The organism is Serratia sp. CoH_122_TC_1 (assembly GCF_058191755.1).
Window position 1 is genome coordinate 122,450 of record NZ_JBXWLA010000015.1, and the last position, 25,013, is coordinate 147,462.

Here is a 25,013-nt window from a genome sequence, read left to right on the forward strand (position 1 = left end):
CTGCTGATGTGCCATGTTGCTGGTGGGATAAACCAAGCCGTAAATACCGCGACACAGCAACGGTTTTTCGGGTTATTGCCAGTTAAAGGTAAAGTCGCCTTTGCTGGTTTGTACCGTCAGCTCAAGCGGGCGACACTTATTGAAGCCATTGTTACTGGGGGTGGTAAAAGAGAGAGTCTGGCCGTATCCCAGACGCTTGTTTACATTTTTCCCCCGACCCGCCATGGAAATCAGGCAGTTGCCGCGATTTAGCGTAATTGACTGAATGGTAATGTCGTTCTCCAGACTGGTCAGCGTCAGCTGCCAGACGGGATAATTGGGGTTATTGATGAGGTAAGTGGCCTGAGACTTTACAGACAACGGGGTTGTGCCGGCGAGCGCAGAAAAGCTGCCGATGAGCAGTACGGCGGTCAGTACATGTTTAAACATGAGGGGGCTTTCCTTTCTGAAAGATATTTAAGGTATTTGCCATTCTTGTATGGTATGAAGGTGGGTTTCTTCGCGGAAGGCACTACATCAGCTGTTTGCCAACCATCATCAGGCCGGCCAGCCAGCCGATACACTGAGGGCCCGCCAGCCAGAACAGTCGGGCTTTTAAAAGGCCGCCCATTCCACCGGTGGTATAGACGCTGTCCGGCATCAGCCACTGGCGCAGGAAGGCGCCGATGGTCATACCGGCTCCGGGGCCGAGCGTCATCCAGAACAGATACCCCATTCCCTGCCCGAAACTGCGAATTTCGCCCGTATTCCCGAATACGTTAAACAGGACAACCACAAGCGCGATACCGAAGGCAATTGCGAAATATTTAATAATTAGCGCCATTCTGTTCAATCCTTATTTTCTGCACTGCTGAGCGGCGCTCAGCATGTTGTCCATAAAACGCGGGGGTACATAGCCGACCTGCTGATTCATTTTCTCCAGTTCCCCGTGGGTATATTTCGTTTTCAGCTCATCCCAGATACAGCCGCAGACCGCAGTGGTTCCGCCACCGGACTTGCAGCCCCGGATAAACTCTCGTTCGTTCTTGTCACCACAACCGCTCACGGCCAGAGTAGACAATAGCGTGAAGACAAAAAATACGCCCCGGGGAGCCATCGCTAGATTTAATTTCTTTTTTATCATCGTGTTAGGTTCCGTATGTTAAGGCAGCCTCTGTTCAGAGTCTGTCAGACTCCACCACACCTTCTTCCGCAAGTGCATGGCTGATGTTGTTCACCACCGTATCCGGGGCGAGCCGGATTTCCGCCAGATGCTTACCCGCCTCAGGTGTTCCCTGGTAAACGTCCAGGGACGCAAACGGTTTGCCTTCATCGTTTGTCCCGGCAGATACCTGGTATGAGGTGTCGCCGTTCCGGACAGTGAATTCCTGCAGACTGATAACCTGATTGCTCTGGTATGCGTACGTGGCGGCGTGTGTCGGTACGGTAATGTCCATTTCCTTATGCTCTGCGCCGGTCTTCCCGAATGAGTACGATACCGACGGGGTGATGATGCAAATCTCGACCTCTTTTTTGTGGTTAGCGGTCTGCGCATAAAAGACGGGCTTTCCGCAGCGTTGGTGGTGTGCCTGTATAAGTGCGTCGGGCGTACCGGCCTTTGCTGCCGACAGCGTTGCCAGCATCATTCCGGTGCTCAGCAGCAGGGCTGTACCGTGTTTCATGTTTTAACTCCTCTTGGAATGGTGTGAGGTTCGGGAGGTAGTTCCCGGAAGGTATGAATGACGTTGCTGATAAAGTGAAAATGCGGAAGGGCGTTGATGAAGTCCTCCATGGCGATAAGTGCGTTAGTCTCGTTGCGATGTCTGAAATGCTGCTCTGAAAGCGAGACGGAGATAATCTCGTCAAGCGAGAAGACGTGAATGGCTCCCTGCCGGCTGGCCACCAGATACCAGTTTGCCTGTGAGAAAATCAGCCGGTAGGGCTCAAGGTGGTCGTGACGAATACCCTTAACCAGGAGGCTGATCATCCGGTGGTGGTAAATCCCTTCAGCAAGCCGCTGAAAGCAGTCCGGGAGGATCCCCGCTGGCTGCTGTACATGACCTATCAGACACGGCGATGTGCCGTTTTCATCCATCAGCAGCTGTATTAACTGACGGCTCTGTGAGGGAATGAGGCGGGCTATTCCGGTGTTGCGGGCAAACGCCAGTGCACCAGGAGTATGATCGCGCATTGGGCTAGTTCGTAACCGCCAGCAGCCGTTATTGCCAGTGAGATCCAGATGCAGCAAACGCTGAGAGAAATCCCGGCGCAGGGTGCGTTCAGATACGCCAAATTCACCGGACAGCGCTTTCAGTGAAAGGGATTCACCGGCAAGAAGCCGGCTGATAATCACCGACAGCCTGAGTGCCAGTCTGTCGTGTCGATGCGCAGGATCCGTGGCACGCATATGCCCTCCGTGAATGAAAAATACTTAGATAACTCATGCGGTTATTATGCAGGACGGGGTGGACAGGGTATGACCAGCGATGAGAGGGATCGCTAGAAAAGATGAAATATTTTTCTGTCTGTAACCGACTGAATTTACGTAGATAATCACGCATTTTTCAGCAAAGGGACTGCAGATGGTCATATCCTGTCAAGAATCAGGTCAGCAGTAGGCGTTGCCAGGGCGGAAGGAGGATGCAGTATGGCGTTGTATAAATCGCTCACTCAGTAAACGCAGTAAGAGGTGAAACAGAACGATGAGAGCCCAGCGGATGCTGTGGATCTCTTTCTCCGGCCAGCCTGCGCGCCGCCAGTAATCCAGGATCCGGGTTACTATCTGTCTTCGGATATAGCGCAGCAGCATGCGTAACTGGGGCCATGTCAGCTTCCTGAGTATCATTTTCTACCTCCTCAAAAAAGTAAGTGCCACAGTGCAGAAGCGGCATTCACAATGCCGTCGCGGATTGTTCCCAGCACTTCCCGGATCGGTTTTGGCAGCGGAATGGCGTCTACTATCCGGCTGAACAGCTCACCCAGTAGATCGCCAAAATCCTGCCGGGCGGTACTCTCTGCCTCCGCAGATCGGTGCTCTTCTCTGACCTGACGAAACACGCCGCTGCTGGCCTCCGGGGGCAGGGCAAATATCATGGTTTCGACCAGACGGGCCAGGTTGTAGCCGGTTTTGGCTGACACCGCATGCACCGGATAAGGACAGGAGAACTGCCGTGAGATAGCTGCGCTTCGGGCGGTCAGCGTCAGCAGCTGGCCGGTGGAGGGCTGACGTGCTGCCCTGTCCCATTCCAGTGAGGGTTCCGCCTTGTCGGCCTGGTTAATAACGAAGATAATGCTGCCCGGTGAGACACCGCATTTGAGTAGGAACCGGTGAAACGCTTCATCGGTCGCGCAGGCCCGGTCATCCGCTTTCATCACCCAGAGAATAAGATCCAGCGTCGGTAACTGCTCTTTATACAGCTGCCGGTATTCACGGTCATAGTCCAGAGATTCACCTGCACCGGGTAAATCGACCAGCGTCATGCGGCGCCCGCCGATATCAAGCGAGAAGCGAAGCGGTTCACGGGTACAGCCCTGGACATCGCTGACCGGACTAAGGGGCTGCTGAAAGAGCGCATTGCAGAGCGAACTTTTGCCACTCCCTGTTTTACCCATGATGCCGATGACTGGCTCGTAATGAATGTGCTGGCGGATGCGGTTCAGTATTGTGCGGGAGAGTGTTTCGGGCAGGAGAGACAGCTGTTTCTTCAGGGCATCAAGACCCTGTTCAGTTTTATCGGACACATTAACCTCCGGGAGTGAAATAATAAAACGGTAGCATTTCTGCTGCCGTTCTCACCAGGGTAATATAGGTCTGAAACTTTTTTGAATGTAATTTTTTAGGGGGGCGAACTGTTCCTGTTGAAAGGACAGTTTGGGGTATGACAGAACAGGTGCAACAGACCCGTTATTATGCAGGCTATTATATGTGAAAAGAGTGCTAACTTGAGAGTAAAAACAAGCGGTTATCTGATGTGAAAACACGACTTTTAAGTGTTTTCTTCTTTTATTGTATTTTCCAATAAGTATATGTTAGCACTTGTCGGGTTGGTAATATAATAATATAGATACTCTTGTTAGTGTTTGTGTTTGTGTAGTTATATTAATAAGCGTATCAGATAGATTAATGGTTATATATGTAAAGTCAGGTAATAAACTAACCTAATGAATGCAATCAATCTAAGTTATCATATCTAGCGTCATATAAATAATACATATTCATATTCTCCCACTTCCTGATATTAATCTGCATGACAGAAAGTAATTTATTACTGCCTGTGTATATCTATTGAACAAACTCACTAACACAAGGTCATTTCATAATGAGCATTAATACTTACAGCTACGGTAAACTGAACCATAACTATGTTAAGCGTATTCAGGATACTATCACTAAAGCCCTGAATGATTATCCCCGTGTAATGGTCCTGAGGGTAGACCTTCGTTTGCCGGAGATTGAGACAGGTTCGTATAACTCAGATTCAGGAATAGTCACCCGTTTCATTGTTTCCCTTAAAGCTCAGATTGAGGCTGACCTACTGAAAAAACAACATACAGGGAAGCGGGTTCACCCTTGTCGTGTTCGTCATATCTGGGCAAGGGAGTTTAATGAGTGCGGTAAAAAACATTATCACGTGGCCTTACTCTTTAATCGTGAAGCCTATGCTTATCCAGGAAGCTATACCAGTGCAGACGGAGAATACACTCACAATCTGGCCATGATGATTATGGAGGCCTGGGTACGGGCACTGGGGCTGAATACAGTGGTTAATCATCAGCAATATTATCCCCTGGTAGAGTTTCCTGCCAATTGCTACTACCACCTGAGTAAAAACCACAGTGACTATACGGCTCAGTTATCCAATGTCACTGACAGGCTTAACTATCTGGCCAAGGACTACAGCAAAGATAATTCAGACAGCCAACGTAATTTTGGCTGTAGTCAGTACTGATGAGGTCATAAGTATTTTTCTACTGGCGAGAGGAATGTTATGTCGGAGTACCAGGTGAGCGATAAATCAATCATTCCTGGCACTCCTGTCTTTCATTTCCTTAAGACAGAGAGAAATCGTCATGACAGATACAACCCGCAGCCTGCTCAGTGATAAAATGGTCGATATGGCATTCATTACGGAATTTACCGGGTGCAGCGATAAATGGTTTTACAAGTTGATTCAGGAAGGTTTATTCCCAAAGCCGATTAAGCTGGGGCGTAGTTCGCGCTGGCTTAAAAGTGAGGTTGAGGAATGGGTTCAGAAACTTATTTCCGAGTCCCGTGCATAATGCATCCTGATGTGCGAGTCGTATACCCCCCCCATAAACTCTCCTGTGGATCTTAAATATTTATGTAACCTTGTTTGTTATCTGGGTTGTTTGAATATTACAGATAGGCATGCGCTAATTATTCTTGTGTATTTATAATGAGAGCCTGTGCGAATGTTTTATGTTCACCTTGCAGGTCTCTCGTTTACAGTTTTTAGAATAAACTAAACTGAGTTTCGAGAATAAACGACGAAGCATGTTAACTCAGCGGTGATAGTGAGTTAAATAATCACCGGTCCAATACTGTAGATAAAAAGCACTTAACTAATCAGTGGTTCCCCATGATTCCTTGTAACAATTTAATAGCAATCTTGCGTGGTATAAGAGCCACTGAAGCCAACATTGATGTAATGCGTCGAGGTTTACCATTGTATAAATTATGTGTTTTAAGTGTACGTGGCTTTTCTAATAATGCAGCTAAAGCTGCTAAAAAAAATTTTTAGCAACTTTAGCGGGGTATGGTGAAAGAATTCATCTCTTTCCTTGGCTGACTTCCGGCCATCAGCAGAATCCCATCGGACGGATGAACTCCACATACGACACCAGTGTTTCTTGGAACATTTCGATAACAATCATTGCCATTGCAGTCTGTTGGGATCGTAACCACTCAGTGGTGGAGTGGCATTATTTCTGTAGTCTACTGTGTTAAATTTATTGAAAAATGGATTGAGGGGATAAATATAACCATGTGCATCTAATTGTGCTGCCGCGATATAAATCGCACGTTGTGGTGGGTAGCATATTGTGACAACCAGACCGAGCTGAATGAGTTGGTTGAGTGCAGGTGTTAAACGTTCAATTCTTCTGAGTCTGGCGGGACCATGCGTCTCCAGTTCATTCTTTGAGAACGGCTGCCAGGGATTAATTCTTACACCAGTCACTTGCCCTGTTTGAAAATTAGTGACTTTCATTACACCTGTCGGATTAGCAAAGCGATTTTTTATCCAGTCGAACAACTGGTATACATCTTGCTGAAGTTGATACTGTGTACTTAGTTTATAAAAATACTTAGCTGCCTGATTAAGGTGCCACTCAGTAATCGTAAATGCGTTCTTTAAATATTGTTCTGATATATCACTTTCAGAATAGCAATCAAAAATTGCGGCCATGCGTATTGCCTGACTGCTTGCTTTAGACACGAATTCAGGGATGTGCTCCCAGCACTGATTTTTGGCTATATTCAATTGATACTGACTTATTTTTTCTTCAAATAATTTTTTCGCACCCTCAGTTAATGTTAGTGTCCTTTTAGATTTGCTGGTATCGTAAAAATGTTCCTTTTGCTCTTCCAGGAATTTATTTAAATGAATGAATAGATTGTCCAGTGCTTGCCTTGAGTTATCTTGGTTCAGGTTTATTCTTCTCTGACCTATAGTGCTTACTGTTTCTGTAAATAAAAAACGGGCAAGGAATCCGCTAGATACAGCTTTTTTTCCATGGCGTTCCAGATACTCCTCAAATACTTCAGGCTGAACCATAAGAAGAAATGTCAGATATGCGTTAAGACGGATAGTGCCTTCTTTTTTACGTGAGACCGAAAGAGGTTCGTTTTTCCATATTTTATTGAGCAATCCGAGGTTGTTTTTTAACTGGCCGGTAAAAAAAGTCATGGCTTCATCTGCAAATACGCCAGCATACGGATATTCACTCAGTCCCTGAATGATACCTTCTGGCGTTGCATCTTCATAAAACATTTCAAACGCTCTGGGTTTTTTCGGTTCAGCAGCCTGATGCTCGCGCAGAAGAAGTTCTTCAACCTCACCTTCCCCACCATTCTTTACTGCTTTCTGATAATTACGATTTAGTGCTTTTTCTTTTAATGACCAGATAGCATGGTCTTTTTTGTAGACATCAAGTAAATCTTCATATTCCTCATGCATCTCAGAAGCAAATTCATCGAAGGGAGTCATAAGCAATTCACGGAGGGGGCTTTTCCCCTCACCGGATTTTGCGAGCGTCAGAAAATAAAGAGAGCAGGGTTCTGGCTTTTTATTTCCGAAGGGAGAGGCCACTTCAACAAGAGGCTGCAAAGCCAGTGATAATGCCGCCAGCACCGTACTGCCAATCATTTCTATGGGGATAAGGGTGTCTTCATGTAGCGTCGTAATGACATTACGTAAAACTGAAGGAAATACATCTGTCGGATAGTTGTTAAGGTTACTCATTGTAATTACTCAATTTACGATATCAGGAACATACATATCAGGATAAAGCAAAGTGGCAATAAAAAGCGAGCGAGGAAGGTTCCCGGAGCCCTGTCATCACCCCGTAGCCTGGTGAGCATCCCGGCCCATGGGCAACACAGGACCAGTAATGAGCTGCGTAAAAAAGGCGTGTTTATCTCCGACAGCGGGGTTCGCTCCATCTGGCAACGGCACGACCTGGAGAACTTCAGTAAACGGTTGAAGGCGCTTGAGGAAAAGGTTGCCTGAGAAAGCATCGTGCTTACCGGCGCTCAAATCGCAGCTCTGGAGAAGAAGGCGCACGATGACGAACTCAGCGGCGAATGCGAGACGGCACATCCGGTGTATCTGGGCTCGCAGGACACCTTCTACGTGGGCAATCTGAAAGGTGTTGATCATTCTACCAGCAGACGTTCGTGGATACGTATTCGAGAGTGGCACACTGCAAGCTGTATACGAGTAAAACACCGATCACTGTCGCCGACCAGCTCAATGATCGTGTACTGCCGTTCTACGAGGTTCAGGGACTGCCGATGCTGATAATACTGACCGACAGGTGTACGGAGTACCGTGGTAAAGTGGAGCAGCATGTAGTGACACCGGGTTATGCCGGTGTCACCGAATTTAAAACATACCGTAAAGCAGTGCGGAAACTGTCAATAAACCGCACCCCAGCACTATCACTGCGGTTGGGCCGCGCAGCGGTTTGAGCACCGGGCGGATTAACACTAGCCAGGTAGGAATAACAAACAGGAATATGGCAATTAATGGCCCGCAGACGGTTTCAATCATATTGATCACGTCCGGGTTTAAGAACACCACAATGGAAGTGACGATAAACATCACCACCGTTGTCAGTAGCTTCACGCTTTGGAGTTAACTATTGCGCTTAAGGTTGAACAGATCACTGGCGAGCACGTTAAAAGTTTCTGCCACCGGCATCGAGATCCCCAAAAACGACTTCGTCATGCCCAGAATAGCAATCAGCGGCGCCAGATACAGCATGGCACTCATTCCGCCCTGCTCACCAATCACCGACAGTACGTTTAAATTTTGAGCCTTCGCGATCTCAAAAGTTGAACGAGGGGTACTTAAAATACAACTCAACACGAAGAAAATAATACTGATGAAAATCAGCCAATAAGCTCGACGGATAACGCGAACTGATTGTGTCTCACCACCGTGCCCCGGCTCGCGATACCAGGATGCAAGTGCAGGAATTAGCGGGGCAGAACAGAGTGAGAAAGCGATGAGCGGCAGGGTCAGCCACAGAGATTTCAGTGAGCTTGCGATGTCAGTGGTATGCGTCTGTCGCCACGCGTAGGTGATATTATGGATATCCCAGGCCGGAATTTGTGACGTTGCGACGACAATAATAGCAATCGCAAAAGGCAACGCCAACGCGCTCATAGTACTTACCACTTTGTCGCGACCTTTGCTCAATACAGGGTGCAAAATCACCAGTACAACCAGCGTCAGGGGAGCACGACTAATGCCGTTGATGTGCAGACGCTCGTTGAAAAAGTGACTCAGCGCATTTACCAATGAAACAGCATAGACCAGAGTCACCGGATAATGGGCCACGCAGAAAAACAGTTTCATCGCCTGACGGCCTTTGGAACCGAAGAAAGAGCCGAACAGGGGTAAGGTTTGATCAGTCTGGTCTTGGCCCTGCTTGTCGCGCATAAAAACGCGGCAGATAAGCACGTGCGGAACAAGCGAAAGCGGGAAAGCAAGAAGGAGTAGCGAAATAAACACCATCGGCCCATGGGTACCAATCTCAACCGGTAGAAATAGCGTTCCGGCACCGACGGTTGCGCCATAAACACCCATCATCCAGATGGTATCATTTTTTGTCCATTGCGGGCGTGTTATAGCAGTTTCTTTATTCATATTACTCACAGTGTTTCGGTATGACGATGACGTAAATAGTTATAACTGTAGGGTGTTCCAGACAGAACAAATAGAGTGTTTCTTATAGTTATCTCGACGTGAACGCTCCATACTACGGGTGGCAAGAGGCCAGCAGCAAGCGGTTTTTGGATGTGTCCTTGGCACGCCGCCCCTGTCCGCTGCCCCTGAAACAAGCGCCTATTACGGCTTTACCGAACGGTGCTGATGAAAACAGGCTTGATGATTAGGAGATCGAATCGACCATTTTTGATAGCCATAACCATGAATCGTAGCATGATACACTCTCAGATAACGGGGAGTGGCGAGTTATTACGCGTAAAAATGCCTGCACTGCTGTTTTTTTAATCCAAAACCCGTTTAGCGCCCTGGATTATTTATTTCTATCCAAGGACGCTATAACTCAGCTACTAACGCCCTCAGTTCCGAGAGGCAGCATGTAACCTGTTATAAATATAGTGTCTATAGCTATTAAGAAGCGGTTTATCCCCACAATCGTTCAAAGCTCCTTTACACAGATGACGCATGTCGATATTGGCCTGGTAGAATGGTGATACCTTCAAGTTAGCTTGTTCCAGCAGTATCCCTCCCAGAAAAGCTATATCAGTCACCGATCCCAGGTCTGATACTGTTCGCATATTGGTGTTATCTCTCAGGCTAAACTGCGTAAGATGAGAGGCATCTGTTAGCGATGTCGTATAGCCGTTAGCCCAATCTATGCTCGGCTGATGGTCACCAAAATACATAAACATTGTTGGCTTTTGGCGCTGGTCGACAAACTGGAAAAATTCTGACATCGCTACGTCAGAATTTTTTATTTTTTCCATATAGTGACTGAATTTAGATGCAGAATCTTTGTTTTTTACCACCGAGGATAGTTGATAGTCATCCCTATGATCAGAAGCGTAAGGACCATGCTCATACATGGTAAGTGCATAGACAAAAATAGGCTTATCAGTATGAATATCTAAGATTTTTTTGATGTAATGCAGTATGTCTGCTGTGGTGATATGCCACAAATTATCTTGCAGACTACCGGGATAACCCAGCTCCTGTGGCTGGATAATCTTATCGACCCCCATCATAGTATAGGCGTGGCCGGCATTATAGGCTGACTTATTGAATGGAGTGAGTACCACGGTATAATAACCATTGGCTTTCATCTGTTTGAAAAGGCTATCATTCACATGGTCGATAACCGAGTAAAATACCGCATTTTTCCTAGCACCAAAATCATCACTGCGCAGTCCCGTGAGAACTGCAAACTCCGATAGCCAGGTCCCTCCTCCAAATGTTTGCACCCTCAAGAGTGTTTGTGCTTTCACAGCATTTCCTTGTTCAAACATGGATAAATGCGGTAGCAACGCTGGAGTCGGCACTTGATACAATCGCGGATCAGTGGTTGACTCTTGCAACAGCAGCACAATGTCGGGATATAGACTTGAAGCGGCTTTAGTTTCTCTGTGGAGGACGGCCGCGCGAGTGATGAAATCCCCTTCTCTATCATCAGAAAAGTACGGCGGATCATAGTCCGTCTGGCTACTCGACATAACCAAATTAGACACAACGCCAGTTCCTCCCGGCAGTCGACCTACCCAGTCGTTTTGATAACGCATAACACACTGGCTTACCAACCAACCGCTGGCTACCAAGATGGAAATAGCAATCAATTGTGGTGTAAATCCATGCCGGCGCGGTACCGCACGCCATCCAACAATGAGAGTGAAGATGACAAAAGCACCCAGCCCGACTAGGGCCAGTCCAGCGGCCGGGTAATGAAGCAGCGTATCCGCATTGGATAGGTCTGCCAACATGTAGAAGTCAGGGAACATCAATTTATCTTTATAATAATGCACCTTGAGTTGATTAATAAACTGCAGCACGATAACCAGTAGGCTGCCAGCTGACACGGAAAACATCGCTTTCGCAGAAATCAAATAAACCAGCCCACAAAAAAAAATAAAAGCGCCACTGGCAGTAACCAGGGGATAAATATCACCCGATGCATTACCCACCAAAATAATTAAAGCCGCAGTAATTAACAGAGTCAGATAAGAGTAAGACTTTGGCGCAGAACTAAACTGCGTCATTATCGATGGGTAAACTTGATATTTCACGATGCTAACGGTCTCCTGTAGAAACGCCCTTTACGGGCGACCTATAAATTTCTTGTAAAAAACAGTCGCCTCGGCAATATAAAAAGGTTTTATAGCTAGAAAGTAAAACCCACTGCTAACAATAAAGATCACACGCAGCATCTCTTTATCGCGAGGCCTGCTCCATTACTGGGGGGGAACTTGAATTTTTTAACCTTAAGATGCAACTCCATTAGAAAAACGGAAAAATATTAAAGCGTCATTTAGCGGTAATCTTGAAGACCAAAAAACATATAGCAACCAGTAAAAAATTTATCAAACGCACAGATAAAAGCCCCCTTCCATACCGTAACACCTCATCTTTGGCTAGTAACTAATACCTAGAGCATGAGCGATGCAATACGTCAAAAGGCACACTACTCCATCCGCCATAGCGTATTTTAAATTGTTAATAACAACCAGTTTCGCAATATGCAAAAATCAAAAAAACATCCCTACTTACCGCCGTGAACCTGACGATTTAATTGCCACCACAAAAGTCCTGTAAATGCCTCCCAGCGATGGCATTCTTTCCCTTTGATTAAATCCATGCGCTCAGGGCTAGCAAGAAGCAGTCCAGATTTATTTTTCCAAGGCCGAAACTCAGGCTTTCCGGTAAAAATGCAGGCACCTTCATTTGTAATCGTGATTTCAGGATTATATCCATTACACCAAGTACCATCCAAATGCTGAGCCAACAAGTTGCACCCCGTGCGATAATATAATGTATCCGAAAGACTAAGTTGATATAGCGTCGGTAGAATATCTTTATGGCTTCCAACCCTATTACCATCGAAATAGCTGCTATGTTGGTAGTTCAGAGGAACGTAAATATAAAATGGCACAGCATGGCCAAGTGCTAACTCTTGAGGCTCTGGATAACCTATCCCCCGTATATTATGATCACCAGTGACTGCAACAATAGTATGCGAACCTAACGTCTCAGACTTAACCCAGCTAATAAACCGCCCTAATTGATCATTAGAATAGTATAAGGTGCTCATAACCTCATTCAACTCCTCATCAGCTGCTAATTTTCTTAATCTTAGTTTTTCTTGAACAGTTAGATCAATATGCTTTTTTTCGTGACCTTTAGGCGTTTTGTAAGGAGGATGATGTGTTGTTGACATCGACATGATAAACACATGCTCTCCTTTTTTTTCCGCCTCTTTCAAACGCTCGGTCATATAACGAAACATATATTCATCCGGGACGCCCCAGGTTCCGATTTCCGCCTCAGGGTAGCGTTTTTTTAGACCATTCTGCTCTATAAATTCGCTGACACCTAAATGAGGAAGAAACTGATTGAGATTATGCCAGGCACCATTTCCTGAAGTTACAAAAATAATTTTATAGCCATTTGCTAAGAAGGGTTTAAACATATTACTGGCAAAATTGACATTTTGAGCGCTAGTCTGTCCGATACTGCTCATCGGGCTACGAATAAAAAGCCGACTCAAAGTATCAATCGTACCATCACCTTCAGAAATGAAACGGTCGAAACGCCAATCAGCCAACCAGTGCTTTCTTAAGGCCCCCAGTAAATCTCTTTCTTGATTGTCGAAACTCGCCAGGTGGTACCCCATACTTTCCATTACAGACAGTACAACATTTGGCGGATTTTTTTTCACATATGGATTTGCATCAGTCTGAGTCATAAAAGACCGAAGGCCAGGTGCCGAACTTCCCCCCAAAAACTGACTTAATAACTTGCTACCTTCTTCATCCGTAGCTGCTGAAAAATTACCGCTTTCAGCATAAGCATTGAAAGCCCAGTTAAGAGCAATCACTCCATTAGGAGTGAGCATATTTAGCATTTTTACTTCTGAAACTTGAGCATCACTCTGCCGCAAAGGAAAAGTTCCGACAGAACCGCGCATGCCGACAACACAAGCAAGAATGACAAGTAATGTATTAATAATAGATACCGACAGCCTGAGCGTGCCTCCTTTCTTATGACTCAGATAATACTGCCAGCGCCAGTAAATTTTTAACACAATAGAAAAAAACAATATAAGAAAAAGTAAAACCCATATAACCGGGTATTCTTTCCAAACCGTTTTTAATACAGCAGTGGTATCATCATCAACTAACCCGAACACAAAAACATCAATAAAACGCCCATAAGTTACATAATAAAAAACATTTCCAACTGTAATTGCTGTGACTATCAAGCTTAACACGGCAGCCATCCAGGGCCAAAAATGTTGCCATATAATAAAACCACGCCTATCCACTGAAAAACTGGCGGCGACTAATAAGAAAGGCACAAAAATCAAACAGGCAACGCGGACATCGAACAGGCCTCCAATCCAGAACATCCGTATGACATCATGAGAAAAATCCGTCAATAGCCCTGGTGTTTTATTAGTGTAAAATAAATAAGCACGCCCCAACATCTGGATAAGAAAAACAAATAGCCAAGGTAGTAGCAATGCTAGGAATGCTTGCCTAAATCTGCTAAACCACATAGAACCCTCTAATGAAAAAATCTAACAAAAAATAATGCATCAAGTTTTTATCCTCAACCAGCAATCATCTCATCAATGGAGTAAATATTATTATTTGAATAAAGCGAATCTAATCCCCTCTCTCAAGGAAAGTTTGCAGATAAATATATTTCAGCAGCTAATACAATACGGAACTAGATACTAGTATGCCATATGATATAGTCACACTTAATCGCTAATTATAACTCGTTGTCACTGAATTTAGCTCCAGAACACATATCTTTTTAACGCTGAGTGCAACTCGCACAATCAGGAAAACTTGTTCAGTCAATGAATTTGCTGGCGGATTAACTCTGCGATCCGAAGCCCCTCTGTTTCCAACATTCATCCCTACAGTGTATCGTCACCACTGTTTATCCTTTAGAAAACACCATGCTGCATCAGGCTCTCGGCCCCCCCCCTATTTGTTCACAATTTTTCCACACTCTTACTGTGCTTCGCTCATGTCACGTAACATTCATCTTGCTATTAGCTAACAAGACCATTTTTTATCCACCACATTGTTTATCTCCAACCACCAATGCCTCACTCATCCCCGCTGTCTCCGAACCTGAGTCACATTTCAAGTAACTGGACTTTTCATAAATGAAACTAGTTTTCATTTTTACTAAGCCATTGCGATAAAATTTAATTGCTTATGATACTGAAGTTAATTATAAAACGTTTATACTGACTTCATGTGGAGATGATGTGTAGACTGTGTGTAGAAACATGGTATTCATACATAATGTGGAGATTAAATGAAAACCATTAAAGTACTTCTTGCAGAGGATGAGAAAGACATTCGTGAGATCCTTACTGCCTATCTCAATAATGAGGGCTTCGAAGTCGTGACTGCATGCAACGGTCAGCAAGCGGTCGCGCTGTTTCGGGCTTCAGCACCACAGTTAGTGATTCTGGATATCAAAATGCCGCTAATGGATGGCTGGCAGGTACTTAATGAAATTCGCAAGACACACGACACCCCCATCATGATGCTAACAGCACTAGATACAGATGTTGACAAAATTCATGCACTCCGCAACGGTGCTGATGACTATATTGTCAAACCATTTAATCCAGCAGAGGTGAGCGCCAGGGTGAATGTTATCTTGCGTAGAATACAGTTTCACAGCGCCGACAAAAACACCTCAGTTTACTCAACCAAGAATATTTACATTAACATCGAAAATCATCAGGTTAAAATAAAAATCTCCGGTGAAGATATCGGCGACAAATTAACATCAACCGAATTCAAGATATTGACACATCTTATTCGCTACCCCAAGCGGGTTTTTACCCGACAAGAATTGCTTGAGCACTGTTTGCCGGAAAATGACGCCAATGAGCGTACCGTAGATAGCCATATCAGCAAGCTCAGAAAGAAATTTTGGCAAGCGGGTCTGCTAAATGTCCCTGAAAGTATTCGTGGCTTTGGTTATCGGCTGGGAGACTGATATGGCACATCGCAGCATCAATCAGCTGTTTTTCTTCCTGATGCAGAAGTGTATTAGACGTCAACTCCCGCGGGCCGTTGGATACGGCCCGCGGGAGCCGGTCTAAAAAGGAGAGTCAATGTTGATGAAAAAATAGGTATAAATCCAGTTGAGTCGAACATATTCAAAACAAGGCGATACGCAAAATTCTAAACCGCTTCACGTTTTGAGACTACTAAACTTAAATTTTTAATTATTATTACATCGTATCTTTTGGTTCAGCTCATCCCCACCCTAACTCTTTAATTTCTCAGGGCTATTTAGATAGTTTTGTTGAAAATAATGATTTTTGCCCTTTTTTCGATGGCTACGCAGGAAGCTCTTAATCAGAGTTGGCCACGATACGCTGATGTGCGATAGACACTTTCGGACCTTCAGCGTAGTAGATGACTTTAATTGCGAAGCACTGGTAATTGAAATTGACCAGAGTATCGGCGCACAACAAGTGATTAGCATGCTGGGCAGAGTTGAGGAAAATCGCGGATATCTGGTGAAGATCCTGATCGTTAACAGTCCGATTCTAAACCCACTGCCACTGGCACAATGGACTGAAGATCATGGGGTTATTCTGGAGTTTATCAAGTCTGTAAAGTTGACATGGAATATTTCTATCGAATGTTTTACAGGGATATCGGGCAGAAACTTTGGATTTTTATCAGTTCAGAACTTTGAATGAAGCACAGAAAATCATAGGGTGCTGAACGAAGGAATCCATCAGAGAAAGGGCCCATTAATGTCTAAATAGCCTGATGCTGCCGAGTCCCAACAGATGGCTGAAAAAATGGAAACCTAAAAATTAAGTGGAACTAAAATGGAGGGGGGGTATAATAGAGCATGGTAGGAAAAGATTCTGTCTTTATCTTGCATCATGTAATTTCATTGGTGTTACTGATGGAAGTGGTTTAATGATTTTTGTGTTGAACTTGTTTTCACTGAGTATAAAGCAAAGAGATCTTGCAATGGCTTTTAAAAACAAAATACGAGTAGTTAAACAAGCCCCTAAAATTAAAGCGGGTAATCTTTTAATGCAAATCACCAAGATTCTAATTTTCATAGCTCTTGTCGCTTTGGTCGGCGCACAAATATACTCTGACTTTGATTTTAGTATGTTGTTTGCCCCTATGATGTAATTAAATTATTTTTGTGTTTCTATGTGAAAAATGTTTATTGCAACTTCCGGGCTTGCCAATGTTGTGCTGCTAATCGGATTAGCCAATTTTTATTCATCAAGCTTTCTTATATTATTTATAAATAGATCCCTTATCTAACCCAGTATATTTATTCAACTTCTTGTTGCCTTGATGGAATTATTCCGATCAAAGTTAATACGCAAGATTTGATGATCAATACTAGATTGAGATGACCGGGAAAAGTGATATTAACAAACCAAAAGAAAAAGAAGATCACCAGAGAAATCGGCCAAGCAAGTGAAAATAACCGTGTGTCACAGAGTCGTTGGGCACAAAATAGCAGTTTTAATATGATCAGCAAGAAACCGCAAGGGAGATAAAGGAGAACCCTGAAGTATGAAATAAGCATATCAAAGAACGAAGAATTGTTGATAACGGAAATCGTAACTGACTGCAAGAATAAATGATCGTTTTTATAGAGAACTAAAAAATTTATCCATGTAAAGCTAAAAGCTACCGTTGCTGACATCCAAATTGAGTATTCTTTTCGGGATAAAGGATTAGTAATCATCTATTTTTACCATTGAAATTAAAAGTCATAATTTACGAGATTGATTTATCACTAGATTTGAACTTAACAAGCAATTTTTCAGCTGACATCCAAAGCTCGTCACGAGGTGTGTTCGCTTTACGAAATGTGGTAGGAGAAACACCATAATGGTTCTTAAATACTCTACAGAAAGATTGTTGCTCAGGATAACCATACTCAACTGCAATATCTAAGACTTTTCTGTCGGTAGATAAGAGTACTTTAGCAGCCTCTGTCATTTTCCTCGATCGGATGTAAGACTTCATCGACATACCTGTCAAAGAGCAAAACCTACGCTGAACATACCATCTAGAGTATCCTGTTTTATCAATTAAGTTAATGATACTTATAGGTTGTTTAATATACCTCTCCAAAAGAATTATGATACTAGTAATGAACATTCTAGATTGTTCCATTTTGCTCACTTTCATTACATTTTTCCTGAACCCTTTTCCTTGCCATTGAAATCCCAATTATCGCTTAAGTCTGTCAAGATGGTGTCAATTTTTGTTTTTTTTCTTGATGATTAATTGCGTTTTATGCCAACTAATTGAATTTAAATGAAAATAAACTTAACATTAGGCCTATCTATCGAGAAAGTCTACTGAATTCCATTTTTGGCCATTGAGCATAAACTTCATCCGATTTTTGTTTATTATCTTATTAAAAAAATGCTAAAATTCATTATATTGTTCTTTACATTGACAGAGAAATTGAATAACAGGTTAATATATGGAAGGAAAAAGAGTTTTAATCATTGAGGACGATATGCGGGCTGCAGAGGTCCTGGAAGCTTATCTAAAAAGAGAGTGTTTTACTGTTGCTAAAGTGGGTGATGGTGTTAAAGGCCTCGAGATGGTTTTTTCCTGGCAACCTGATTTGATCTTATTGGATGTCATGCTGCCAGGGATAAACGGCCATGAAATACTGGCTCGAGTGCGTAGAAAGAGCGATGTGCCGGTCATCATGGTGACTGCAATCGGCGAAATACAAGATAAGATTTCCTCGTTGAGGCATGGGGTAGATGATTATATAGTGAAGCCGTATAACCCAGGAGAGGTTGTAGCTCGGGTTCATGCAGTGCTAAGAAGAACGAGTATATTGAATATAAGATCTGAGCTTATTATTTGTGGCCCAGTACAACTTGATGAAGAGGCAATGTTAGTTCACGTTTGCCCTACCGAACATATTAAAATCGCAGTGGAACTTACGCCAACCGAATTTTCAATTTTATCTGTGTTAATGCGAGCGCCCAAAAGAGCTTTTTCCCGACAAACATTGTTGAATATGTGCTTGCCAGAAAGTGATGCATTTGAACGGGTTGTTGATACACATATATACAATTTAAGGAAGAAGCTCAATTCGGTTGGAGTGAATGATGTACTGTTGACAGTTAGAGCAATGGGATATAGGTATTGGAACAAATGAACGCGAAAAATAAAAGAGTCTCTCTCTGGAAGTGGATCTGCGTGAGAGTTATTTCTCAGTCCATTGGTGCGGTTGTCATTATAGCGTTCTGCATGTGGTTGCGGTTTGCTATTTATAATTATTGGATTTTGTATCATGAAATGCCGGAGGATGTTAGAAAGGAATTCCTGCATTTGCTTGCAAATCCAAATGAAGATTTGTACAGGTTTTATAGCCTTTTTCACTATTGGTATGGCTTTGATTTCGCGGATCCATCGATCGCCTCGGCGGATTGGATTATGCTAGGGATTTTAATTATTGTAGCTATTCCTTTAATGATTACACTGGGGCTTTATATGTCAAGGCCGTTGGCGAAACAATTTTTCAACTTGGTTTCTGCAGCAAGGAAAGTCACCGATGGGGATTTCTCTGTTCAAGCAAAAATAGAAAATAAAGCACCGGAAGAACTTCTTGCTCTAACTTACAATTTCAATGAGATGACCCAGAAACTTACTTATTATGAAAATGAGCTTCGAGCCTCTCATATTGCAATGGCGCATGAATTACGCTCTCCACTGACGGCTTCAATCGCACGGCTTCAGGGAATTATGGATGGCGTTTTTGAGCCTGGTAGGGAACAATTAAGTTTAGTCATGCAGCCATTGGTGAACCTTAATCGTCTTATTGATGATCTTCAAATGTTGTCGCTATCCCAAGCTGGAGCATTGTCATTAGAAAAATACAATATAAATATTTGTGATTTGATTAATGAGCGTTTGCAATGGCTAAAGGCAGAAGTTTCTCAAGAATGTTTTACGATTGAATTTGAAAGTACCACCCCCGTATTTGTCTATGCAGATGCGTTCAGAATTGGGCAAGTTGTCACAATTATCATAAAAAATGCACTGCGTTACGCTCATTCCGGCAATAAACTGACAATCACTATTAATCATTCAAATGATAAAGTTATCGTCGGTTTTCGCGATTATGGACCGGGAGTCAGTGAAGCGTTTTTGCCTATGATGTTCGAACGATTCTCAAGAGAGGAGGGTTCTCGGTCGAGAAATCTGGGTGGGAGTGGACTTGGTCTTTCTATAGCTATGGCAATAAGCCAAGAGCATGGTGGCAGTATCAGTGCTCAGAATCATCCTGATGGCGGGATGCTATTTTTACTAATTCTTCCAATGAAAATAGTGTCTTGATGATTTCTTGTAAAAAAATTGACTAAATCTACACTTAAAAAAGGTTTAATTCTTCTACAGGTCATCAGGAGAATGTCTTATGTCAGTAGGTTTATTCAGAACAATAAATACGCTCAAGAGCGTGTTCCTATTTCAATACTGGAAACTGTTTATTATTCCAGTGTTTGTGCTATTGCCAGGGTGTGATGATAATGCAAAGAAGGAGGAGGTGCCTATACGTTCCGTACGAACCCTTGTCGTCGATAATCCGGTTAGCGGAGTTTTGATAAAGCATACCGGAGAAATTCGTCCCCATGAAGAATCTCAACTCTCGTTTCGTATTGACGGTCGGCTCCTCAGCCGTCCAGTCGATGTAGGGGCGAAATTAAAAGCCGGGCAAACGATCGCGACTTTAGAACCTAGGAATAACGAGAATCAGGTGCGTAGTATGCAAGCTGAGCTGGCAGGTGCTGTTTCTGCGGAGCGCCTAGCTTCTCTAAATTTCAAAAGGTTGCAGTCATTGCTTAAAACCGGCGCTATCGCACAGGCTCAGGTTGATGAAGCAAAGGTCAATCTTGAAGTCGCAGTGACAAAGCGTGTTTCTGCCCAATCGAATTTGAAAATTGCTCAGGAACAATTGAGTTACACCCGCTTAGTTGCGCCCTCAGATGGCGTCGTGACTTCGGTTAGCCTGAATCCGGGACAAACTGTCAGTGCTGGGCAGGGGGTCGTTACACTCTCTCTTGATAAGGGAGTAGATGCTGTATTTGACGTTCCAGAAGCTATTTTGTATAGCGACCTACCCGATAATAAAGTCAAGATTGCGCTGCTTTCCGATCCTTCTGTTGTGACTGAGGGCATGATCCGTGATGTTAATCCACAAGCTGATAAGCAAACACGGACCTGGCGAGTCAGAGTCTCGCTGCCCCACCCTCCGGAGAAAATGGCTTTAGGTTCTACGGTACAGGGAAGCATTGTGATTCCAGGTCAGGAAACGTTTGTTCTCCCGGCATCTGCGTTGACACGTGATGGCGCCGATCCTGCCGTTTTTATCGTACAATCGGATACATCAACGCTGACGTTGCACAAAGTTAACATTATTCGCTATAGCTCTGAGGACGTCTTTATTTCTGATGGCATCAAACCAGGTGACAAGGTGGTGATCGCTGGAGTGAGTAAATTACGGTCTGGTGAGAAAGTAAGCTTGGAGGATAAATTCTGATGAATTCCTCTAAACCTAAGAAATTTAACCTGTCGGCTTGGGCTCTTGCTAATCAGCAACTAGTTGCTTTTTTTATGCTAGTGGTCACCATTGCCGGGGTGATGAGCTACTACAACTTGCCACGAAATGAGGATCCGGCATTTACTATTAAAACGGCTGTTGTTTCCGCGAGTTGGCCTGGAGCCTCTGTGGAGGATACCGTCAATTTCGTAACAGACCCATTGGAGAAGAAGCTTCAGGAAGTCCCCTATCTAGATTATTTAGAAAGTTATAGCCGACCCGGTGAGTCGGTTATTTTCATATATCTGCGCGATAACACTCCGCCGGATAAAGTTGAAGAACTGTGGTATACGGTCAGGAAAAAAGTAAAAGATATTTCCCCTCAGCTTCCTGCCGGTGTCACTTCACCTGCTGTCAACGATGAATTTGCTGATACCTACGGCACTATTTATGGCTTCACGCGTGAAGGTTTCACCGAGCGTGAATTGCGTGATATGGTTGATAGAGTTCGCACAGAAGTCTTAACACTGCCAGATGTAGGGAAAGTTAACCTGCTGGGCATAAAAGAAGAGCAAGTCATTTTATCATTCTCACCGCAGAAAATTGCGGGTATGGGATTGACGCTCGATAAAATCAAGAACGCCATCAGCGCACAAAATGCCGTTACTCCGGCGGGAGAAATCAGAACCGATAAAGATAAAGTCATGCTGAGAGTCAGCGGCGCTTTTGCATCAGAAGAAAGCCTCAAACAGCTGACATTACATATTCAGGATAGATACGTTCCTCTGACGGATATTGCAACCATCTCTCGCGAGGAAGTCGATCCGCCGACTCCGGCCTTTAGAGTTAATGGGGAGTCGGCGATCGGCTTGGCCATCTCCATGGCCCCTACCGGCAATATGTTGGACTTCGGTAAAGCGCTTAACGAAAAGATGGATGATATTTCCAGCCGCTTACCCGCAGGTATCAACGTAACAAAAGTGGCCGATCAGTCGACTGTAGTACATGACGCCGTGGGGAACTTTATGAAAGTGCTCCTTGAAGCGGTTGTCATTGTGTTGGCTGTTTCTTTCCTCTCATTAGGAACTCGTGCCGGATTAGTCGTTGCAGCCTCAATTCCGCTAGTATTGGCTATGACATTCATTGGTATGGAAATTGCCGGCATAGGTATACAGCGTATCTCCCTAGGTGCGTTAATTATCGCGCTGGGGCTGCTGGTCGATGACGCCATGATCACTGTAGAGATCATGATGTCGCGGTTAGAGAAAGGAGAACCTGTCAAAAAGGCGGCGACAGCAGCCTGGACGACGACAGCTTTTCCGATGCTAACAGGTACACTGGTAATGATCGCCGGCTTTATACCGGTCGGTTTCGCAACGTCAAGTGCGGGAGAATACTGTTATTCCCTGTTTATGGTGGTGTTGATTTCACTCGTCAACTCTTGGATTGTTGCTGTTCTTTTCTCACCACTGATAGGCGTGTGGCTTTTACCTAAGATGATGAAGGAACACTCCCACGGTAAAGGTAAAATCCTGCAAAAGTACGAAAGCGCATTGCGATACATCCTTAAGCGCAGAGGGTTGACTGGTATCGTGGCGGTTACTTTGCTTGCCATATCTTTTATCGGAACTTCATACATGGAAGAAGAGTTTTTCCCCACTTCTGACAGACCTGAATTGCTCGTCAGTCTGACGTTGCCGAGAAATGCCGTGCAGGAAGATACGGCAAAAGAAGCCATACGTTTAGAGGAGATTCTTAAGAAAGATCCCGATATTGAGTATTTCACGACGTATGTTGGCTCGGGCGCTATAAGGTTTTATTTGCCAATGGATCTGTTACTTGATAACGAAAATATCGCTCAATTAGTGGTGGTGACCAAAGGGCTTGAAGAACGCGATGCTGTAAAGTCTAGGCTCGAAAACATTCTACAAAAAGATTTTGGTCATCTTGTTACTCGTGCTTCGGCGTTAGAGCTAGGCCCCCCGGTGGGCTGGCCGTTGAAATATCGCGTTTCTGGCCCAGAGCTTACTAAGATCCGTGAGATATCTACTGAGTTAGCTGGAAAGTTAGGCGAAAACCCGCAGACGAGAGAAGTCAATCTCACTGCGGGTGAGCCACAACGAGAACTCTATATAAAGGTCAATCAGACGGAAGCAAGGGCCTTGGGACTAAGCTCTCAAGATGTCGCCAGTGCCCTTGCTGAAATGTATTCTGGTTCGGCTGTGACGACGATCAGAGACAAAAATCGTCAGGTTAACGTTTTATTGCGAGCTTCAGAAGATTCGCGTCGAGATATTGAAACCGTTGCGGACTTGCAATTGACTACAGCCGATGGGCGTGTTGTACCATTGAAACAGATTGCAACGATAAGTTATACGTTGGCTGAGCCTATCCAGTGGCGGCGGCAACGCGAGCCTTTCATCACGGTGCAAACAGATATTGCACCAGGGCTGAATGCGTCCGATGTATCTAAGGGCTTGGAGCCTGTTGTCGATGAATTACGTAAAAGTTTGCCACCGGGATACCACATTACCGAAGGCGGAAGTGTCGTTGAAGCCATGAAAGGTAACAGTTCGGTATTCGCCGTTTTGCCAGTGACCCTATTGGTGATGTTGATCTTGCTGATGGTACAGTTGCGTAGTTTTTCACGCATGATGCTAGCGCTGTTGATTGCCCCCTTCGGTTTGATTGGTGTCGTTGCCGCTATGTTGCCCACTGGAACGCCGATGGGGTTTGTCGCTATTCTTGGTGTGATTGCATTATCGGGCATGATTATTCGCAACGCCGTTATCCTTATTGAAGAAGTGGAAGTAAACAGAGCACAAGGTGCAGACAATACTGAGGCGATAATTGAGGCAGCATTGCATCGTTCCAGACCTATACTCTTGACGGCTTGTGCTGCAATATTAGGGATGATCCCTATTGCGTTTCAGGTATTTTGGGGGCCAATGGCCTATGCCATTATTGGTGGGTTATTAGTTGCCACTATATTTACCCTTACTGTATTGCCGGCTGCAATCAGTGCCGTTCTGCAGTGGGAGACGTCTCGATAAAACCTACCCCCGGAGATCATTTCGGGGGACTCATAAAAGAAGGTGGATATATGTTTGAGTTATTTAAACTTATTGGGTTGGGGTTGGTTTTATTGCTGCCGTTAGTGAATCCCTTAACCACAGTGGCTCTTTTTCTTGGCCTATCAGGCGACATGACTGAAAAAGAAAAAAAGAAGCAGTCAGCCATGGCAGCTTTTTATGTCTTTGTGATTATGATGGTTGCATGGTATGCCGGCAAGGCCGTTATTAACACATTTGGCATATCTATTCCTGGGTTAAGAATTGCTGGCGGGATGATTGTTGCCTTTATTGGCTTTAACATGTTATTTCCACAAAATGTTAATAAACCTCAAGGTAGTGAGAAAGAAAAAACAAAAAATATAGCGTTTATCCCATTGGCAATGCCCAGTACGGCAGGACCAGGCACTATTGCTATGTTGATCAGTGCCGCGTCAACATTCAGCGCTGAAACATCACATCTGGATTTGTGGGTAGCATATACCGCGCCACCTCTAATTGCGATAGCTATCTCATTGATTTTATGGGGATCACTTCGAGCATCACTGGGTGTAATGAAGCTTGTAGGCACTTCGGGAATCGATGCTATTTCGAGAGTGATGGGATTCTTGCTTGTTTGTATGGGGGTTCAGTTTGTTATAAATGGAGTTGTTGAACTCATCGCCATCCAATAGGCTTGAACGCTTCGGTTACTAAAGTCACTGATATTTCTCATGTATCATGATGACAAGAGCCACTGCGCTATAGATGCCAGTGGTTTTGTGACACAATTTATTATCTTAAAGCTATCACTCAGCTAAGTGATAGCTCTTCTGGCTATCGTGAAACTGTAATTTCCTCCAGCGATGAGTTCCTACCTTACTTGGCAGACTTTCAATGTGTACCAGCATGTTAGAACACA

At 44.3% G+C, this 25,013-nt stretch carries 19 protein-coding genes and 3 pseudogenes; 11 read left to right on the forward strand and 11 right to left on the reverse strand.

Annotation, left to right across the window (positions count from 1 at the left end):
* Positions 1-72: 72 nt before the first annotated feature.
* The 6 genes from AC2FC2_RS19145 to AC2FC2_RS19170 all read right to left on the reverse strand — a co-directional run bounded on the left by AC2FC2_RS19145 (position 73) and on the right by AC2FC2_RS19170 (position 3,720).
* Positions 73-429 (reverse strand): hypothetical protein, encoded by a 357-nt coding sequence (locus AC2FC2_RS19145; protein WP_032729491.1) that lies wholly within the window; start codon positions 427-429, stop codon positions 73-75.
* Between the two features lie 82 nt (positions 430-511).
* Positions 512-823, reverse strand: coding sequence for a hypothetical protein (locus tag AC2FC2_RS19150; protein WP_032729490.1), 312 nt, complete (start codon positions 821-823; stop codon positions 512-514).
* A 12-nt stretch (positions 824-835) separates the two neighbouring features.
* On the reverse strand, positions 836-1,123 hold the full coding sequence (locus AC2FC2_RS19155; protein WP_226881291.1) for a hypothetical protein: 288 nt from the start codon (positions 1,121-1,123) through the stop codon (positions 836-838).
* A gap of 34 nt (positions 1,124-1,157) precedes the next feature.
* On the reverse strand, positions 1,158-1,661 hold the full coding sequence (locus AC2FC2_RS19160; RefSeq protein WP_226881293.1) for a hypothetical protein: 504 nt from the start codon (positions 1,659-1,661) through the stop codon (positions 1,158-1,160).
* On the reverse strand, positions 1,658-2,386 hold the full coding sequence (locus tag AC2FC2_RS19165) for a helix-turn-helix transcriptional regulator (RefSeq protein WP_032729489.1): 729 nt from the start codon (positions 2,384-2,386) through the stop codon (positions 1,658-1,660). Before AC2FC2_RS19165 ends, AC2FC2_RS19160 begins: the two co-directional genes overlap by 4 nt.
* 449 nt (positions 2,387-2,835) lie before the next feature.
* Positions 2,836-3,720 carry a GTPase family protein gene (locus AC2FC2_RS19170; protein WP_032729486.1) on the reverse strand — a complete coding sequence of 295 codons (885 nt, stop codon included), beginning with the start codon at positions 3,718-3,720 and terminating at the stop codon, positions 2,836-2,838.
* Positions 3,721-4,298: 578 nt separating this feature from the next.
* Between AC2FC2_RS19170 and AC2FC2_RS19175 the strand changes: the two genes are divergently transcribed.
* Complete coding sequence (locus AC2FC2_RS19175; RefSeq protein ID WP_032729484.1) at positions 4,299-4,928, forward strand: inovirus Gp2 family protein; 630 nt, start codon at positions 4,299-4,301, stop codon at positions 4,926-4,928.
* A gap of 121 nt (positions 4,929-5,049) precedes the next feature.
* Complete coding sequence (locus tag AC2FC2_RS19180) at positions 5,050-5,259, forward strand: helix-turn-helix transcriptional regulator (protein ID WP_032729483.1); 210 nt, start codon at positions 5,050-5,052, stop codon at positions 5,257-5,259.
* Positions 5,260-5,870: 611 nt separating this feature from the next.
* On the opposite strand, the gene AC2FC2_RS19185 is transcribed toward AC2FC2_RS19180, so the two are convergent.
* Positions 5,871-7,463: a YfjI family protein gene (locus AC2FC2_RS19185; protein WP_032729482.1), complete on the reverse strand. Its 1,593-nt coding sequence runs from the start codon at positions 7,461-7,463 to the stop codon at positions 5,871-5,873.
* A 111-nt stretch (positions 7,464-7,574) separates the two neighbouring features.
* On the opposite strand from AC2FC2_RS19185, the pseudogene AC2FC2_RS19190 reads away from it, so the two are divergent.
* Positions 7,575-8,071, forward strand: a pseudogene (locus AC2FC2_RS19190) (transposase family protein); the annotation flags it as partial.
* Positions 8,072-8,105: 34 nt separating this feature from the next.
* Here AC2FC2_RS19190 and AC2FC2_RS19195 read toward each other — a convergent pair.
* From AC2FC2_RS19195 to AC2FC2_RS19205, 3 genes and pseudogenes are all read right to left on the reverse strand, one after another.
* Positions 8,106-9,374 (reverse strand): annotated as a pseudogene (locus AC2FC2_RS19195) (amino acid permease).
* A gap of 437 nt (positions 9,375-9,811) precedes the next feature.
* Positions 9,812-11,482 carry an LTA synthase family protein gene (locus tag AC2FC2_RS19200; protein WP_004856877.1) on the reverse strand — a complete coding sequence of 557 codons (1,671 nt, stop codon included), beginning with the start codon at positions 11,480-11,482 and terminating at the stop codon, positions 9,812-9,814.
* A 500-nt stretch (positions 11,483-11,982) separates the two neighbouring features.
* Positions 11,983-13,998: an LTA synthase family protein gene (locus AC2FC2_RS19205; RefSeq protein WP_004856879.1), complete on the reverse strand. Its 2,016-nt coding sequence runs from the start codon at positions 13,996-13,998 to the stop codon at positions 11,983-11,985.
* A 779-nt stretch (positions 13,999-14,777) separates the two neighbouring features.
* On the opposite strand from AC2FC2_RS19205, the gene AC2FC2_RS19210 reads away from it, so the two are divergent.
* From AC2FC2_RS19210 to AC2FC2_RS19220, 3 genes and pseudogenes are all read left to right on the forward strand, one after another.
* Entirely contained in the window at positions 14,778-15,473 is a 696-nt protein-coding gene (locus AC2FC2_RS19210) for a response regulator (RefSeq protein ID WP_004856883.1), read from the forward strand.
* A gap of 342 nt (positions 15,474-15,815) precedes the next feature.
* Positions 15,816-16,201: pseudogene (locus AC2FC2_RS19215) on the forward strand (IS3 family transposase); the annotation flags it as partial.
* Between the two features lie 216 nt (positions 16,202-16,417).
* Positions 16,418-16,642 (forward strand): hypothetical protein, encoded by a 225-nt coding sequence (locus tag AC2FC2_RS19220; RefSeq protein ID WP_004856888.1) that lies wholly within the window; start codon positions 16,418-16,420, stop codon positions 16,640-16,642.
* A gap of 603 nt (positions 16,643-17,245) precedes the next feature.
* Here AC2FC2_RS19220 and AC2FC2_RS19225 read toward each other — a convergent pair.
* Positions 17,246-17,662 carry a helix-turn-helix transcriptional regulator gene (locus AC2FC2_RS19225; protein WP_050482927.1) on the reverse strand — a complete coding sequence of 139 codons (417 nt, stop codon included), beginning with the start codon at positions 17,660-17,662 and terminating at the stop codon, positions 17,246-17,248.
* 301 nt (positions 17,663-17,963) lie between these two features.
* Here AC2FC2_RS19225 and AC2FC2_RS19230 point away from each other — a divergent pair, with 301 nt between their 5' ends.
* The 5 genes from AC2FC2_RS19230 to AC2FC2_RS19250 all read left to right on the forward strand — a co-directional run bounded on the left by AC2FC2_RS19230 (position 17,964) and on the right by AC2FC2_RS19250 (position 24,786).
* A complete protein-coding gene (locus tag AC2FC2_RS19230; protein WP_028018371.1) occupies positions 17,964-18,659 on the forward strand; it encodes a response regulator transcription factor in 696 nt (231 codons plus the stop codon).
* The gene (locus AC2FC2_RS19235) at positions 18,656-19,840 is read left to right on the forward strand and encodes a sensor histidine kinase (RefSeq protein WP_028018370.1); all 1,185 of its coding nucleotides are present in this window, start codon (positions 18,656-18,658) and stop codon (positions 19,838-19,840) included. Before AC2FC2_RS19230 ends, AC2FC2_RS19235 begins: the two co-directional genes overlap by 4 nt.
* Positions 19,841-19,919: 79 nt before the next feature.
* Positions 19,920-21,041: an efflux RND transporter periplasmic adaptor subunit gene (locus AC2FC2_RS19240; RefSeq protein WP_004856895.1), complete on the forward strand. Its 1,122-nt coding sequence runs from the start codon at positions 19,920-19,922 to the stop codon at positions 21,039-21,041.
* On the forward strand, positions 21,041-24,094 hold the full coding sequence (locus AC2FC2_RS19245) for an efflux RND transporter permease subunit (protein WP_490659730.1): 3,054 nt from the start codon (positions 21,041-21,043) through the stop codon (positions 24,092-24,094). Before AC2FC2_RS19240 ends, AC2FC2_RS19245 begins: the two co-directional genes overlap by 1 nt.
* Before the next feature lie 50 nt (positions 24,095-24,144).
* Positions 24,145-24,786 carry a MarC family NAAT transporter gene (locus AC2FC2_RS19250; RefSeq protein WP_028018369.1) on the forward strand — a complete coding sequence of 214 codons (642 nt, stop codon included), beginning with the start codon at positions 24,145-24,147 and terminating at the stop codon, positions 24,784-24,786.
* Positions 24,787-25,013: the final 227 nt, after the last annotated feature.

Bases quoted from the DNA above. Each gene is read 5' to 3' on its own strand.
- AC2FC2_RS19145 (WP_032729491.1), bottom strand. From the start codon at position 429: ATGTTTAAACATGTACTGACCGCCGTACTGCTCATCGGCAGCTTTTCT.
- AC2FC2_RS19150 (WP_032729490.1), bottom strand. From the start codon at position 823: ATGGCGCTAATTATTAAATATTTCGCAATTGCCTTCGGTATCGCGCTT.
- AC2FC2_RS19155 (WP_226881291.1), bottom strand. From the start codon at position 1,123: ATGATAAAAAAGAAATTAAATCTAGCGATGGCTCCCCGGGGCGTATTT.
- AC2FC2_RS19160 (WP_226881293.1), bottom strand. From the start codon at position 1,661: ATGAAACACGGTACAGCCCTGCTGCTGAGCACCGGAATGATGCTGGCA.
- AC2FC2_RS19165 (WP_032729489.1), bottom strand. From the start codon at position 2,386: ATGCGTGCCACGGATCCTGCGCATCGACACGACAGACTGGCACTCAGG.
- AC2FC2_RS19175 (WP_032729484.1), top strand. From the start codon at position 4,299: ATGAGCATTAATACTTACAGCTACGGTAAACTGAACCATAACTATGTT.
- AC2FC2_RS19180 (WP_032729483.1), top strand. From the start codon at position 5,050: ATGACAGATACAACCCGCAGCCTGCTCAGTGATAAAATGGTCGATATG.
- AC2FC2_RS19185 (WP_032729482.1), bottom strand. From the start codon at position 7,463: ATGAGTAACCTTAACAACTATCCGACAGATGTATTTCCTTCAGTTTTA.
- AC2FC2_RS19200 (WP_004856877.1), bottom strand. From the start codon at position 11,482: ATGACGCAGTTTAGTTCTGCGCCAAAGTCTTACTCTTATCTGACTCTG.
- AC2FC2_RS19205 (WP_004856879.1), bottom strand. From the start codon at position 13,998: ATGTGGTTTAGCAGATTTAGGCAAGCATTCCTAGCATTGCTACTACCT.
- AC2FC2_RS19210 (WP_004856883.1), top strand. From the start codon at position 14,778: ATGAAAACCATTAAAGTACTTCTTGCAGAGGATGAGAAAGACATTCGT.
- AC2FC2_RS19220 (WP_004856888.1), top strand. From the start codon at position 16,418: ATGATTTTTGTGTTGAACTTGTTTTCACTGAGTATAAAGCAAAGAGAT.
- AC2FC2_RS19225 (WP_050482927.1), bottom strand. From the start codon at position 17,662: ATGAAAGTGAGCAAAATGGAACAATCTAGAATGTTCATTACTAGTATC.
- AC2FC2_RS19230 (WP_028018371.1), top strand. From the start codon at position 17,964: ATGGAAGGAAAAAGAGTTTTAATCATTGAGGACGATATGCGGGCTGCA.
- AC2FC2_RS19235 (WP_028018370.1), top strand. From the start codon at position 18,656: ATGAACGCGAAAAATAAAAGAGTCTCTCTCTGGAAGTGGATCTGCGTG.
- AC2FC2_RS19240 (WP_004856895.1), top strand. From the start codon at position 19,920: ATGTCAGTAGGTTTATTCAGAACAATAAATACGCTCAAGAGCGTGTTC.
- AC2FC2_RS19245 (WP_490659730.1), top strand. From the start codon at position 21,041: ATGAATTCCTCTAAACCTAAGAAATTTAACCTGTCGGCTTGGGCTCTT.
- AC2FC2_RS19250 (WP_028018369.1), top strand. From the start codon at position 24,145: ATGTTTGAGTTATTTAAACTTATTGGGTTGGGGTTGGTTTTATTGCTG.